This window comes from Candidatus Moraniibacteriota bacterium, assembly GCA_016699425.1.
Classification (GTDB): domain Bacteria; phylum Patescibacteriota; class Minisyncoccia; order Moranbacterales; family UBA1568; genus SSEF01.
In genome coordinates, this window is record CP064975.1 from 1,108,477 (window position 1) to 1,123,732 (window position 15,256).

General features: G+C 52.7%; 10 protein-coding genes. 4 read left to right on the forward strand and 6 right to left on the reverse strand.

The window, feature by feature from the left end:
- Positions 1-170: 170 nt before the first annotated feature.
- From IPJ68_05860 to IPJ68_05870, 3 genes are all read right to left on the reverse strand, one after another.
- On the reverse strand, positions 171-1,082 hold the full coding sequence (locus tag IPJ68_05860) for a hypothetical protein (GenBank protein QQR78564.1): 912 nt from the start codon (positions 1,080-1,082) through the stop codon (positions 171-173).
- A gap of 237 nt (positions 1,083-1,319) precedes the next feature.
- A complete protein-coding gene (locus IPJ68_05865; GenBank protein QQR78565.1) occupies positions 1,320-2,705 on the reverse strand; it encodes a hypothetical protein in 1,386 nt (461 codons plus the stop codon).
- Positions 2,706-3,036: 331 nt separating this feature from the next.
- Positions 3,037-3,366: a hypothetical protein gene (locus IPJ68_05870; GenBank protein ID QQR78566.1), complete on the reverse strand. Its 330-nt coding sequence runs from the start codon at positions 3,364-3,366 to the stop codon at positions 3,037-3,039.
- 814 nt (positions 3,367-4,180) lie between these two features.
- On the opposite strand from IPJ68_05870, the gene IPJ68_05875 reads away from it, so the two are divergent.
- Positions 4,181-4,954 (forward strand): hypothetical protein, encoded by a 774-nt coding sequence (locus IPJ68_05875; protein ID QQR78567.1) that lies wholly within the window; start codon positions 4,181-4,183, stop codon positions 4,952-4,954.
- On the opposite strand, the gene IPJ68_05880 is transcribed toward IPJ68_05875, so the two are convergent.
- The 3 genes from IPJ68_05880 to IPJ68_05890 form a co-directional block, all read right to left on the reverse strand.
- On the reverse strand, positions 4,951-7,416 hold the full coding sequence (locus IPJ68_05880) for a GNAT family N-acetyltransferase (protein ID QQR78568.1): 2,466 nt from the start codon (positions 7,414-7,416) through the stop codon (positions 4,951-4,953). The two genes, IPJ68_05875 and IPJ68_05880, sit on opposite strands and share 4 nt — an antisense overlap.
- A gap of 102 nt (positions 7,417-7,518) precedes the next feature.
- On the reverse strand, positions 7,519-10,794 hold the full coding sequence (locus tag IPJ68_05885) for a hypothetical protein (protein QQR78569.1): 3,276 nt from the start codon (positions 10,792-10,794) through the stop codon (positions 7,519-7,521).
- 172 nt (positions 10,795-10,966) lie between these two features.
- Complete coding sequence (locus IPJ68_05890) at positions 10,967-11,332, reverse strand: hypothetical protein (protein QQR78570.1); 366 nt, start codon at positions 11,330-11,332, stop codon at positions 10,967-10,969.
- A 233-nt stretch (positions 11,333-11,565) separates the two neighbouring features.
- Here IPJ68_05890 and IPJ68_05895 point away from each other — a divergent pair, with 233 nt between their 5' ends.
- From IPJ68_05895 to polA, 3 genes are all read left to right on the forward strand, one after another.
- Positions 11,566-12,288 (forward strand): hypothetical protein, encoded by a 723-nt coding sequence (locus IPJ68_05895; protein ID QQR78571.1) that lies wholly within the window; start codon positions 11,566-11,568, stop codon positions 12,286-12,288.
- A gap of 146 nt (positions 12,289-12,434) precedes the next feature.
- On the forward strand, positions 12,435-12,608 hold the full coding sequence (locus IPJ68_05900; protein ID QQR78572.1) for a hypothetical protein: 174 nt from the start codon (positions 12,435-12,437) through the stop codon (positions 12,606-12,608).
- Between the two features lie 2 nt (positions 12,609-12,610).
- Positions 12,611-15,253, forward strand: coding sequence for a DNA polymerase I (polA, locus tag IPJ68_05905; GenBank protein QQR78573.1), 2,643 nt, complete (start codon positions 12,611-12,613; stop codon positions 15,251-15,253).
- Positions 15,254-15,256 lie beyond the last annotated feature (3 nt).

Below are 15,256 nucleotides of genomic sequence, written 5' to 3' on the forward strand. Positions count from 1 at the left end.
TGTGAAAAAGTTCTCAATAAAAAGTGAATTAAAAAATTATTCCATCGTTGAGCATTCATTTTGTCTCTCGCAAAATAAATTCTCAAAGATGGAGAGGAACACGACCAAGTGTTCCCGTCCAAACCAAACAAGTTTTTTAAAAGCAGGAAAACTTGAAAACCTTGCGGATATTAATCCGCCACAACTTCGACGAATTCGTCATCGCCGACAGAGGCCGGGGGTGGTGCCACCTTGCGTACCCGCTTCACCCCTTGGGGGGCGGGTTGTTGTGCGGTGATGGTGCGCTGGAATGCAGCGCGTACCACTACCATCTCAGGATGCACGACACGGATGCGCCGTTCCCGGATTTCCCGAAGCGGGAATTCCCGCTTCAGTGGGCCCTCGTTGAGGAGGAGTCGCCGCCGGCCTTCGTCGACGGTCTTCTCCCACCAGCCGTATTGACGGCCGGTGAAGGTGCGGCTGGTCTGGTAGGACCAGCCGGCCAGGGCCGGGTCGAGTCCGACATCGCCCGGGCCCACATAGTGGGCGTTGGACGACCCGGCGAGCTGCCAGATTCCTCCCGCGTCCTTGCGGACGATGCCTTCGGGGAGGGAAAACTTCCCCTCCCCGATATCGCGCGCGAAGAGGGCGCGCGACGTCCAGGTGACCCAGTGGTCCCCTTCGGTCCAACCGAGCCCGAGGGACTCGGCTGGGAGGAGCGTGCCTGCCGAATCAGGCAGGTCGTCGATGACGGCCTCGACCCACCGGGCCGAGACTTCCTCGCGGACTGGCAGGGCCAGTCCGGCGAAGTAGCGGGGCGTCTGCCCCGCCAGCTCGACCTTGACCACCCAGAGGTGGTCTCCGGATAGGTGCCCATCCTCCAGATGGAGAACAGACACCACCTCACCGCTCTCAACCGCAAATGCGGCCGATGCGGCGAAGCAGAAGTAGGCATGACGCTGGGGCACGGGTGCTCCGTCACCACGCCCATATCGACCGGACCCCGTGACGCCCCCATAGGGGAGGTGCTCGGGGGGCGCGAACGCCCGGACGGTTTCTTCACGTACTATTTGCTGGAGTTTCATCTCCAAGCTCCTCCTCACACGCAAAGCCCGGCGTGCAGAGATAATTGATATGGTGCGGGTACACCGGAACTCTATCAACCCACACCTACTCGTGAGATCTTCTCACTTTCGCTACAGGCTGAATGAAGTCCAGCACCAAAACCAATTGGTGCTGGATGAATGAGGAAGCAAGCGACCAAGCAAGCTCCTCATCCAAAACCATGTGTTTATTCGCGCTGATATACGCTGGTCAAACACACAAAACCGTTTAAGAACTCAGAACCCGAGAGTAGCGACCTTTTGGGCCACTAACTTCAGGGTGTTTGCCACCCGGACCTCGCCCAAGTACGGGAGAAGCCGTGATGCCGGAACGAAACGGCGCGAGGTTGAAACCCCGATGCGCCGCATGAACTCCCACGTCCCCTCAGCGCAGTTACCTGCGTCTCGGGAATCCTGGAAGTACACGATGGGGCAGAACCCCACCGGCTGGAGTCGGGAGACAAACTGCTTGTTCTCCCTCTCCAACTTCTTCTGCTTCTGCCACGCATCGAGCGCGGCACCGACTGCGGCCTCACGATCTGCGAGTGACTTGTGAGTCACTGTGTCGTACCAACCTCCGGTATGGTGATACGACCGGCCGAAGCCAGTCACCAACCACACCACCTCAACGAACTCGCGTCCGCTGGTTTCGGTGAGCCGATACCCGGCTGAAGCCGAGATACCGTGTCGCACCGCGTTGTCGCTTGTGGGGTCGAGGTACATCTCGACCCCGTCCGTCTTGTCACGGACGAGCCGTCCCGATGCCAACAGGGCATCGCGCAGGCAAGTAAACTCGCCCGCGTTCACCCGCTCCACTGCCCAGCGGAGTACTTCTCGCGGGGCGGGTTTGAACAAGGTGAGCCCGCGCGCCGCGATGAGGACATCGCGGCTTTTGCAGTTGTGGAAGTCCTCTCCAGAGATACCGAAGAGGACCTGCTGGACTATATTGGCCGCGGTGGCCATACCCGCCTTGCGCGGGCACAGCCGGTTGTACGGGACGCAAGACCAGCGTCCCTTGAAGTGAATACCAAACCCCCGCAGGAAGCGGTTGGTCTGGTAGGCTACCTTTCTCAGGTAGCGATCCGCTCCGCCGGGCGACGGGTGTCGCTCGACGAAGTCCCAGAGATTCACCACGTTGTGCGGGGAGTGAAACATCCCGCACTGGGTGGCTCTGATGAATTCCACGAGCGTCGGGAATGCCGACGCCGCGCGGAGCCACCCTGCCATCCGGAGGAACTGCTCGGTCGAAGCCTCCAGACGTCGAGCCCGGTAAGCTTTCTCGCTTTCCCCCTCTTTCCACTCGACGTGGGAGGAGGAATTGTTCTGGAGATTATACGGGATGACCCGCGTGGGGCCATACTTCGGCCAGTTACGCCGGTCCCATTCCGATTGGAACCAGTTTTCTTTCCACTCCTCGGTCAGGATGCCAACCGAGATTTCAAAGTCAATCGCCGCGCGGGCGACGCGCTTTTGAAGCCCACCGAAACTCCAGGGGCGCTTGCCCCTGAGGGCGACAGCGCCCTCGTATTTGACCTCTTCCCGCCACGAGGTGGCGGTTTGGACTTCTTCTTCGCCCCGGAGAGCGTTGAGGGAGTCTTGCTTCCTTACAAATTCCTTGGCCATGATGGCCTCCTTTTTGTGAGCGACGGTTGATGAAAGGCGGATCCGCATCCACCGTTTTGATTTCTAAAATAAAAACCAAAACGGCAGAAACGGAAACCCATTTCAATAACAAAACGCCGACAGTAACAGTTGATTGAAACTCTCTCAGAACAAGCGAGTCTCGCTTGCTCAGTAGAGAGGAGAAACATACCACTGTTTCTCGCCTCACCAACCTCCCGATGTGACTCGGGATATTTGCCTTTGGAGTTATCCACCACTCCGGGTATCAGGCGACCCTTAGGGTGCGGTTTCTAAAACTGGAGAAACCGCCAAAACCTGCGAGAGTCGAAACCTAGTGGATCCGCACTCTCAGTTTGGCCGGGGCGCGCCGTACGGGCGCGACACGGTCGAGTTGAGCGCGGGTCACGCGCCCCAGCCGTTCCACCGGAACGGCACGGGTCTCCACGAGGCCTTGCGGCCCAGTGAAGACAACTGTCACGCTGTCGCCCTTACGGGCGACCACACTCGGTCTCCAACCGGCGTGAGCGAGATCCGCCCACGCACAATTCGTGAAATTCACGGCCATGATGGCCTCCTTCCCACACGCAATGCCCGGCGTATTGGATAGATGAATGATGGTGCGGGTACACCAGTTCTCAGAAAGCTTGATGACAAAAACCATCCAGCTTCCAATTGAACAAGTTGTTAAGGTTCTCCTTGAACGGGGCGTGGCTCGCTTCTGCACACTTTCGGCGTGTCCGTTTCCTCCGTTGCTTTCCAAGGACCGTTATGCCTACGAGGCTATCAATTGATCGCCTCATAGGCATTCACTCCTTGCGAGTCAGGGTAGTATTCGGATCGACGCGTCGGGGCTACCGTCTCTCGTCCGCTTTGCAGCGCACTGGTAGTGGACCGACACTTTGATCACAGACCGCTCAGAATATGGTTAGTATTCCGCCTTGGCAGCCGAGTGAAGGGCTGCTAGATGTGACTCGTTTGTCTCTCTCCGCGTTGGGAGTATGAAATGTACTGTATCTCTCTCGAAGCTATCTTTTGTGGCTTCCGAGAAAGAGGATGGGGGAGAATCTCGCGAAACTCGAGGGTCTCGAGGTCCCCGCCTGCGACGCTGTTGCGTAGCACTTCGGGCAGGTCTCTCTACTCTCCCGAGTGTTGTCGGTCGAGCAGGATTCGCGTCACCGTTCTCCCGCATGTCTCTCTCTAAGAACGCTGATCGGTAAGGTACTAAGGTGGCTGTCTCACGGCCGGTCCCCGTCTACATCGCCTCGCGAAGTATGCCGGGCAGGTCTCTCGTCTCTCTTTTTCTATTGAAGTCACAGTATAGCACCGTTTTACAACAGTGTCAATGATACGTATCAGAAATATGAAAAAAAGCTTATATAATATAAAAAATATGCATAAATAAGCATATAATATGTCACAATATATTGACAATATATAAAATGAGGAGTAGAATGAAAGGAAATAAGATGAAATATATGGAGCTTCTCTACACAGAAAATCTGAAGCAGGTTGGACTGTCCGAGGCGCAAGCCCTCGTATTTGAGGCTCTATTAAAGGAAAAAGAGATAAAGGCAGGGAAGCTCGCCAAGTACCTGCCTTTGAAGCGGGGTTTGATTTACAAATCACTCGACGATCTGGTCGCTCTGGGGCTGACCGAAAAGCAAGAAGCCCCCGGGAAAGTCGCACTCTACCGGGCGAAGCACCCGACCGCACTCCGGTCCGTCGTGGAGACAAAAGAGCGGGCGATCCGGGATGCCGAACGAGCGATCGAGGGGCTCTTGCCGGTGTTGTCATCGGATTTCAATCTCCACTCGAGCCAGCCGGGAGTGCTCGTCTATGAGGGGGAGGTGGGAGTGGAGAAGGTGCTCGACGATTCACTTCAAGCCAAGGAAGTGATCTATTCCTATGTCGATGTGGAAGCGGTGGAGAAGAATATCGGCGAAATCAATGCTCGCTATATGCGGAAGCGGGAGAAGCTCGATATTTATAAGAAGCTGCTCGTCCCAGATACGCCGTTTATTCGCAGTCTCTACACCGAAGAAAGAAGCCTCGTGACCGAAGTCCGGGCCATTCCCATGAGTGCGACGCCCTTCGAGGTATCGATGCAGATTTACGATGGCAAGGTCTCGTACCTGACACTCGCGCATGACCGCAAGCTCGGTGTCATCATCGAAAACCCCGCGATCTATCAGATGCACAAGTATCTCTTCGAGACGCTCTACGATCGAGCAGAAGTCCTGGCCCGCTAGGCAGTGGCTGCTTCTGTGGAGCGCTGAGCCTTCTTAGCTTGCGGACTCACGGGCATGGGTTCGTACACCAGGTACCACTTTTTCGTCTGAGTATCCCTGAAGTAGCGCGTCAGGACGAATCCTTCATTGCAGCGAGCAAAGGAGTGTTCCTGGGGATTGGAGACGACTTCGACTTTCGCAGAGCCGATTTTCCCCAGTGGAGCCAGCTTCACGATCTCTTCTTGAGTCATCGCTTTGGTCTTGAAATACTGCTCATTCCGTCGATCATCCCGGACGATGTCGAGGATGAGGTCACCTTTATCGTCCCACGAACGCACCCCGACAAAGCCGTTTTCGATGTAGCGGGCACTCACCGACTTCTCTGCGACGCAGTCAGCACCGAGGATATTCTCTCGCGCCTCTCGCTTGAACGCCTCATCGATCATCGCCTCACCGATGTACGCTTTCTGAAAGCGAGGATCGAGGGTGACGGCGGAGATATATTTTTGACCGGGCTGGTCCTCAGTAAAGCACAGGGAGCCAACGATCTCGCCTTTGTGTCGGAGGAGGGAAAAGGTGCTTTGCTCATCTTGAATGTGATTGTCAAATTCCGTAAGTAGTCTCTCCCGGGTCTCGGTTGGGTAGCCTGTCATGCTGTCGGCGTAGAGGGAGCGCATGTGGGCTGCTTCGAGAGGAGAGAGCTTGCGGCCGGAAACGGTAGGACACTCGGAACTCTGAAAATCTTCTAGTGAAACTTTTGTTCCTTCTTCTTTCAAAGATTTAAAAGTATTGAGGAGTAGTGTCTGAGACAAGTCAGCAGCAGAACACTCCTGTTCCACATTACGAGCAACTTTGACTCGCTCTCGTTCATAACTTGGTATCGGTAATCTGTGGTTTATGCCCATACTAGCCATACCAGTATCAGCAAAACCATCTTCTTCTGTGTCTATATCTGCCAACATCTGAGAACCGTGTTCAATTTCTTGGATTGTTTCAAGATCTGCGATTTCGGCGTCGTACTTTAGGAGGAGATTGTAGGCTTTCCTGATAAGCGAACCGTGAATTTTGGCAATAATCTTCTTATCGTAGTTGCCGGTGAACTCCGTGTTGAGATACATCCGGATTTGTTCAGCGTTACCGATCAATTCATAAACGTGGCGGATTAGCGGCAGGCCAATTTCACGGTGCTGGCAAACGCGTTCAATAATGTAGCTAAAATCCGGTTCGTTTTGGAAGGCCAGGTAAGAGGAGCAGATGGCCACCCGGTCATCTGGGTCATGGCGTAAAATAAACTCTTGAAATGATTCGAATCCCTGCGCATCAGTAGTGGAGAGAAAATTAAGAAAGGTAACCTGGTTCGCTGAACTGAGTTTCGCCATGGAAAAGCCAAGTTTTTCCTCGAGCGTAGATCGAATCTTTAAATCCATCAAGGAACGGTATCTGGTGATGAATGTGTCCGTGAGAATGTCTTCTGTAAGACCACTTTCCGAGAGCATTGCTCGGATTGAAGATTCTGTATAAGTTCCGTCAGCCTCTTGTTTGAATAATTCAAACATATCGTCGTTCAGATAGTCTGCTACGAACCTGTCTTGCATCAGCACTTTGACGGAATAATCATTTCCATCGGCGTCGGTACGAGAAGAAAAAGGAGGTGTATCAGCACCTCCTTTTTGTCGGTAGAGCGAATCCTCACTTAGACGTCCCTCGAAAGAAGAGAAGGGACCATGGTAGTAGTGGAAATCACCACTGTCTATTGATTCGGAAATCCGTTCGAGAACGAGTTGCTCGAAAAAAGATTTACAATCCGCTCCGATGACACCGTCAATGTACGATGATATATGCCTCGGAAAATTATTATCACTGTACTCGAGTATGCGCCTATCAATTTCCCATCGCGGATCATCATCCCAATCGTTAATTTCTTTCGAAGACTCGGAAATGTGAAACAAAAGATTTGTCAAAAAAATTCGATCATCGGCAGAAGCAGTCTTTGGATCAAATTGAAAATACGCATTTAACTCACGGTGGATATCCATTTGTGATTCCGATGTAAATGTAGCGATTACTGGTTCCTCATCATACGAATCTTCATCGTCCAGTGCTGACTCGGTTTCTGATTTGTTGTTGACAATCCACTTAATTCGCCAATAAATTTCCTGTATTAATTCGTTGAAGACCCATATTCTTCCAGAATTTTGTATTCGTGAAATGAAAGCAGCCCAGTTTTTGTCGAGGAAGGGAATTCCAAATTCAGGCAATTCGCCCGAATACCAGAACTCAGAGCTTTCTAACTCCTCGACCCTTTTCTCTATGCTGTCTATGACTTGTTCGGAGGAAAAGAGTCTCTGTTCAGTTTCTTTTTCTAATTTCAAGTCAGTATCATCCTTCCTCGTACCCTGAATAGTTTGAGGTGTTGTCTCTTCGGGAACAGGAACATTCTGATGGATTGTTTCTTTTTTCGAGAGATTGGATTCGGAGTGCATATCGATCTGACTATGAAGGCCTTTACTGCCACCTCGCTTGATCTTGTGTTCGAGCAATGTTGTTGTCAATCGCAGCAACGCGTACAAGTTCGTATTACTTGTTTATGCTGCCGCATTATTGTTCGTCGGCCGCATCTCATACACCATATACCACTTCTTGCTCGTCGGGTCTTTGAAATACCGCGTCAGGACAAAGCCGCTGTTGCAGGGTGCGAATGAATGTTCCTTCGGGTCCTTGGCTGTCTCTACTATCGCTGTACCGATTTTCCCCAGCGGAGCCAGCTTCACGATCTCCTCTTGAGTCATCGCTTTGGTCTTGAAGTACTCCTCATTCCGTACGTCATCGCGGATGATATCCAGAATCAGATCGCCCTGATCATCCCAGGTACGGACGCCGATGAAACCCTGCTCGATGTAGCGGGCGCTGACGGACTTTTGTGCCACGCAGTCTGCTCCGAGGATGCTGTCGGAAGCCTCTCGTTTGAACGCCTCATCAATCATCGCCTCACCGATGTAGGCTTTCTGGAAGCGCGGATCGAGTGTCACCGCCGAGACATATTTCTGCCCTGGAGCAGTTTCGGTGAAGCAGAGGAAGCCGACAATCTCACCTTTGTGACGGAGCGTAGTGAAGCGACTCCCTTCATCGGCGAGATGAGTATCGAAGTCTTTGGCGAGCTTCTTTTGAGTCTCGGTCGGGTAGCCTGTCATGCTCTCAAGATAGAGGGAGCGCATGCGTTTCGCTTCAGCTGGTATGAGGCCGCGGCCGGCTTCGCTGGTGATCGCATTATCTCGGAAGTCCTCGAGGGTTATTTCTTCGTCATTATCTTTCAGGGTTTTGAAAGTAGCTTTGAAGAGCTCGATGTCGGCACGGATCGCGTCGAGTCCAGCTTTCAATTTTTCGATTTCTTCCTGCTCTACTTTTCGGTACTCGTTCAACCAATACCCGTCGCTGTTTTCATCGAATGATCGATCACCAACCCCGAGCCCATCGAAAGATTCCCTTTGAGAAACCAAGTTTCTGAGTACTTGATGAGATTCGGCGAGAAGATTGTTCGCTTTACTGATCAGGGATTGTCGGACTTGTAAGGCTGTTGTTGTATCACGTGTGTCTCCGGAGAGATCGTCGAGGATTGCTTCAACGGCGTCGGAACTTTCCACGAGCTCCGCGTATTTCTGAAAAATAGTATCAGCTACTTCGGGAAGCTGACTCCCGATGGCGAGTATTTTTTCACCCATCTCACTCCCAAACTCCTCCAGAGCAAGGAACGCCTTGATGCGATTGGCCCGGTGTTCTCTGCCCTCAGTCTGCTTGATGAAGTGCCCAAGCTGATCAAAACCCTCCCCGAGTTTTTTTGTCTTGAGATAGGTAATGAGGGAGAAAAACTCCCGCCGTGATATTTTGTCAAAAGTGAATCCGAGGTGTTTCTGTAGGTGGATGACTGCGTCGAAACTTAAATTGTGCACCATGTCACGGACATCCTCCTCGGTTCGCGCAGTCTCACCGTATTCCGAGTTCATGAGGACGAGGAACTGGTTCATGTCGACAGATTCGGCATACTGTAGTGTCTGAGTCATGTCCTTGAGGCCGTTATCGACATACCCGGACAAGGCAGAAACGAATTTGGGATCATGCGAGAGCAGGGGCGCAATGTACTCTGAGAAGGCGACTGCTTGCTCGAAGCTGTTGGGGCAATCCTTTACGAAGCTCATAATGTCGATATCGAAGGTCTCGTACATTGTTTGCAAGTAGTATTGTTGGTTTTCAGGTAACCGGTGCCAAAAAAGAAGCATAACAGCGGCAGCGTTCTGGCTAGGGGAAAAGTTCGTGTGGTCAGAGAGGGCGTGTTTCATACTTAAGAAATCAGCAACGAGCATCTTGTCGAAGGTCTCTTCCGTAGAATCGTCGGTCCTCAGAATATCTAGGAGACGACCAGTTGGGCTGTAGAGCCCGAGGGTATTGTGCGCCAAGTGTACGGCGGAGCTATTCAGGACGTACCTCCATTCATCGGCACCGCCTTTTCCTTCTGAGTGGGCGCGGCTGAGGAGGGGAGTGATAAGGTTGTCCTTCGTGCACTGGAGTGCGGCACTAAAGCGTCCTTTTGCGCGGAACTCTACTTCAAATAAGGCTCTGAAATAGGCTTCGTCGGTATGGGATATGAGTTCTATCGCGCGTGACCGCGTTTCCGGATCATCGAGCATAAGCGATCGTATAAGCTCGCCTTTTTCGCTTTCTGCGAGGGTTGTGGGGGATACGTCCAAAACATCGTCGGGCGTATATGCCATGACGAGGTTGAAGGAAAAGCCGGGGTGAACAGTATGAAGAAGCTTATCAATGGACATTGATTTCCACTTCTCCATTTTTTCAAGAATCATGGGACTGTCTGGCTCCCCTTCGTAGTTCGTCCACATCTCTCGTAAACGCCCATGAAGTTCTTCGATGAGCCCCCAATAGGCTTCAGAGTTTTCATGCATGAGCTGAGCTGCTGCTGCTCGGGCTTTATCAGTGTCGTAGAAAGGAGCATCGTGATCTCGTAGGAGGTTTCTACAGAAACCTATATCAACAGTCTCCAGGTTTTCAACTTCGCGCCGCCGCTCGATATATGCGGCGAGGTCAATGTACTCGGTGTCGTCTCCTGTTTCGTCCAGGAGCTTCTCGATACGTTCGAGGGGCAGGTTCACGGGAGTGGAGAGTTTGTGAACGATCTCTTTGAGAGTATTGAATGGCAAGTGCTGACTTCTCAGAGTCGCCAGTCCTTCACGGAGGACATACTCCCACCCCCTTTGCTGGATGAGTTCCTTCGCGATACGTATCCCAAGTTCGTTGTAACTGCGTGTCACTATTGCATCGAGCGCGAAATGCAGCGCTTCTTCCGGATGCGTTTCGATGACACTTTGGTAATGTTTCACTACAGCCTCCTTATCGTCGATGTGTCGATGCAGATCAAATTTATGTGGCGAATCCTCGAACGATGTTTCCAGGCAAAACAGGTGTCGAAATCGCTGGACTGCCAAAGGGAACTCACTATGGAGCGTATCCAAAAGTGGCTCAACCACATGAACCGTTTGGTGATCGAGAGACCCGGTATTTTCCGGTGGCTCATGAGGCATGCAGACACGATTCAGGCTGTATGCCGCGGCATAGAACAATGTGTCGGAATAGCGGTCTTCTGGATCGTACGCTTCAAAGATAGGGCGAAGTATCGCTTCCGACTCTGTTTCGAGCCGTTTCAGATCGTCAATACTATATGCCTTGAACGAATCTTGATAGACTTCCTCTTCTGGGTCGACAAAGTCAGCACCAAAGCCCTCGGATGAGTGCGTGAGCGCTGTTTCGCTAGCTTTGTGCGGATAGTAAAATGCAGCGTCGTTGATTTTCATATACCCGAATTTTAACATGTGTCCAACTCGAAAACCGTCACTCTGGCTAGTGGGGAGGTGGTATCGGACCTTTGCTGGACACCGCGTCGAATGGAAAGAAAAAAGCGAGAGCGGAATACCATTCCGTCTCGCCAAGAACCTGCTCCTTTCTTTGCTGCTGCCAGGCGTAGGTTTACGCCCGGCTAATAACTTCCAATGACGCCTGGAGCCTGACAAAGTCGTCAAGGACCCCGCTGAGTTTTTCGAACCATTTTTCCATTACCTCAGCCGATGGGCCATTCTCCTTGTCTCGGAAATCAAAGAATTTTTTGAACCCACCATGATACTCTCCGACGAAGACAGACAGTCGGTTATTATTGAGATTGTGCTCCAGACAGCACTCTATGCTAAACCTACTGACCACATGGACAAAACTGAACCAGAACCTACTCCGTTCTTCGGTGCCGTTCAGGTTGCCCTCCTTCACTTCTTCCACAATGAGAGAGAACCCGTTTGTTTCCATAATCTTCCTCATCTCATTCGCCGTAACTGTTGCCATGATCTTCTCCGCCCCAAGATACCGCTCGGGAATTCGGTTGGGCAGTCTGCCCAGATTGTTAAAGAATGTTGCTACGATTTACCGGTTTCGGTTCTGTATCGTAACGGTGTAGTATACTCAAAAATGCTGTAACAGTCAACAATACAAAGACAGTAAAAGTAGTAAATATACTTTACAAAAGCCATAAAGAGAGTATACTGTATGTAGTGTTGTAAAATATTGACACAGGAAATATGAGGGAAAAGCAGGCTTTGCTGGATTTTGGGCTCTCGGATTCGGAGGCGGATATCTATCTCGCCTTGTTCCGTCTGGGTGGGGCGACGGCGAGCGTGGTGGCCAAGGAAGCCGGCCTGAAGCGGACCACCGTGTACCCGATTTTGAAGTCGCTCGCGGGCAAGGGCTGCGTGCAGGTGTATTTCCGCAAGCAAAAGCGGCACTACTACGCGCAAAAGCCCGACCGGCTGGCTAGTCTGTTCGAGCAGAAACTGGAACTCTTCAAGAGTATCGTCCCGCTCTTCGAATCAGTCGAGAAAAAACGCTCGCAGGCGGAAGGGCTGCGTTTCATCGAGACCAAAGAGGAGCTCCGGCAGTTCTACATGGACATCTTGGAGGATCACAAAAGCTACCGCGTCATCGGCAATGCGTTCACTTGGCAGAATATCGACCCCGAATTTTTCGAGCAGTATCGGGAGATGCGGGCGCGGCTAAAGATCAAGACCCGACTCCTCCTGTCGGCGGATTCCAAGGCGACGAACCCGACGAGCCCGGACCTGCTCCGCGAATGCCGGTACTTGCCCGAGAGCCATGTGTTCAAGAGCACGCTGAATATCTTCAATGACAAGATCCTCGTCATTAGTCCCGAGTCGTCATCGCTCGCGGTCGTGATCGCGGTGCCGGCGATGGTGGATATTTTCCGGTCGATGTTTGAGATTCTCTGGGAGAGTGCAGTGGAATAGGATCGGGAGATATCGCAGTGAGGTTGCACCGAGTTTGTACGGATGGTAGACAAAGTTTGTGTGGTATGTACTCTCACCCGCTTAATAGCAGAAACTGAGACGGCAGACTATACTCTGGATATGGAAAAGAAGCCCAAACTCTGGATATGGAAAAGAAGCCCAAAACCCTCGTCCTCCTCGATGACAACCCCGCCGTATTTCTGCAGATTATCTGGTGGATTGTTAACGTTATTAGCTTGGATACGGCTTCGCCTCTGTTGCAACTAACCAACGGCCTTCCTATGAAATACAGCTGGGCAAGTGCGCCCTCTATCAATTGATTATGACGAGTCAAAGAAAGCTATTAGTACTTCTGGACGGTAATGCCTTGGTACATCGGTCGTATCATGCGTTGCCGCCGATGGCGACCAAGGCGGGGCAGTCAGTGCATGCGGTGTATGGTTTCGCACTGACGCTGTTTTCGGTCATCGAGAAATTCAAGCCGGACTACATCGCGGCGTCATTCGATCTGCCCGGTGGGACATTTCGCGATGAGCTGTATGCGGACTACAAGGCGACCCGGGTGAGAGCGCCCGATGATTTGTATGCGCAGATCCCGATCGTGAAGGAATTGGTCCAGGCGATGAATATCCCGATTTACGAGCTGCCGGGATTTGAGGCGGATGACTGTGTCGGGACACTGTCGAAACAGGGGGAAGCGGCGGGTGTCGAGACGATCATCGTGACAGGGGACACCGATACGCTGCAGCTCGTGACGGATCGGGTGAAAGTGTACACGCTTAGGAAGGGACTGAAAGACATGGTGCTCTATGGCATCTCCGAAGTGACAGCGAAGTACGGCTTCTCGCCCGAGCGACTCGTCGACTACAAGGGCCTGCGCGGTGATGCATCGGACAATATCCCCGGCGTGAAGGGTATCGGCGAAAAGGGTGCGACCGACTTGATCCAGGAATTCGGTTCGCTCGAAGACATCTATGCGGCGCTGGAGAAAGTGAAGCCGAAGGTGCGGGAGAAGTTGGAAGCTGATCGCGACATGGCGCTGTTGTCGAAGCGGCTGGGGACAATCGATACGGCGGCGCCGGTGACGCTCTCCTTGGATGAATGTGCGACGCATGATTTCGACCAGGCGAAGATCGAGGCCTTCCTCCGTTCGCTCGATTTCTTCAGTCTCATAAAGCGCATTCCGGGAAGTAACGAGCAACCAGCAACTAACAACCAACAACAGGGAAAGGCAAAAAAGAAAGACATTAAAAAAACAAGGCGTATTACGGATGCGGACGCGCTCGAAGCCTGGCTGAAAAATGTTCAGCACGAAGTGCTCGCGATTGTCTTGCAGGAGAAGGAAACATCGCTCTTCGGTACGGCAGGTATCGAATCAGTCGGGCTGGCCACGTCGGGCCTGGCGGTTGAAGTTACCTGGAACGAGGCGACCGAGCCGGCCCTCAAGGATTTCTTGGCCGATACGCAGCGACCGAAGATCGCTGTCGATAGCAAAGCCATGATGCATACGCTCGCGGCGGTCGGGGCGCGACTCGGCGGAGTAGCCGAAGACATACTCCTCCTGGCCTATATCCTGCAGGCCGGCCGGCGTTCCGATATCGAGACACTTGTTGTCGAGGAGAGCGGTGCAGATTGGGCCAGCCTTTCGCTCCCAGAAAAAGCGAAAACAGTCAGGGCCATCGCATTGTCGTTTCGAGAGAAACTCGAGGCATTGGCCATTGAACAAGGCGGTGAACATACGGTCACGACCCTCCTTCAGGATATCGAGCTTCCGCTGGTGCCGGTTTTGTTCGAGATGGAGCGAGCAGGTGTTCTCTTGGACCCGGATGTCTTCGTGATTCTGTCTCAGGAAATCGATGCGTCGGTGCAGTCGCTGGAAAAAGAAATCTACAAATTTGCGGGCAAAGAATTTAATTTGAATTCGCCGAAGCAACTTGCTGAAGTGCTCTTTGGCGACCTGGCCATCCCCGCGGAGGGGATCAAGAAAAATAAGACGGGGTACTCGACCGCTTCGACCGAGCTCGAGAAGCTGCGTGCCGACTATCCGATTGTGAAGCTCGTCGAGGAGTATCGCGAGACTTTCAAGTTGAAGACGACGTATGTCGATGTCTTACCGGGGCTGGTGAAATCCGATGGCCGGATCCATACGACGTACGATCAGGCCGTGGCGGCGACGGGGCGACTATCATCCGTCGATCCCAACCTGCAGAATATCCCGATCCGCACGACACTCGGTGCGCGCATCCGTGACGGCTTCATCGCCGCTCCGGGGAAGAAGCTTGTCGGTGCCGACTATTCGCAGATCGAGCTCCGCATCGCGGCCCATCTCTCGGGGGACGAGAACATGACGCGAGCTTTCCGTGACGGTGAGGACATTCATCGCACGACCGCTGCACTCGTGCACGGTGTGGATCCAGCCGAAGTGAGCGACAGCCTCCGGCGTGAAGCGAAAGCGCTCAATTTTGGCATCATTTACGGCATGGGCGCCTACGGACTGGCGCAGGCGACCGACATGGACCAGAAGCAAGCGGCGCAGTTCATCAAAGACTATCTGGCGAAGTTTTCCGGTGTCGCAAAGTACATGGAGGACATGAAAAAATTCGCTCACGAGCATGGCTATGTCGAGACTGCGCTCGGTCGCCGCCGGACGCTCCCGGAAATCCAATCGACCAATCAGGCACTCGTCCGCGGTGCAGAGCGCATGGCGATCAATATGCCGATCCAGGGATTGGCGGCGGATATCATGAAACTCGCAATGCTTGCGGTACATCGACTCACAGAGTCCAAGTATGCAAGTTCAGCCAAACTCCTCCTCCAGATTCATGATGAGCTTATCGCTGAAGTCGATGAACAGGATGCGGTGGCTTTCGCGGCTGATCTCAAGCTCGCGATGGAGAGTGTCTACAAGCTTTCGGTCCCGCTGGCCGTTTCAGTCGAAATCGGCGATAATTGGGGAGAAATATAGGAT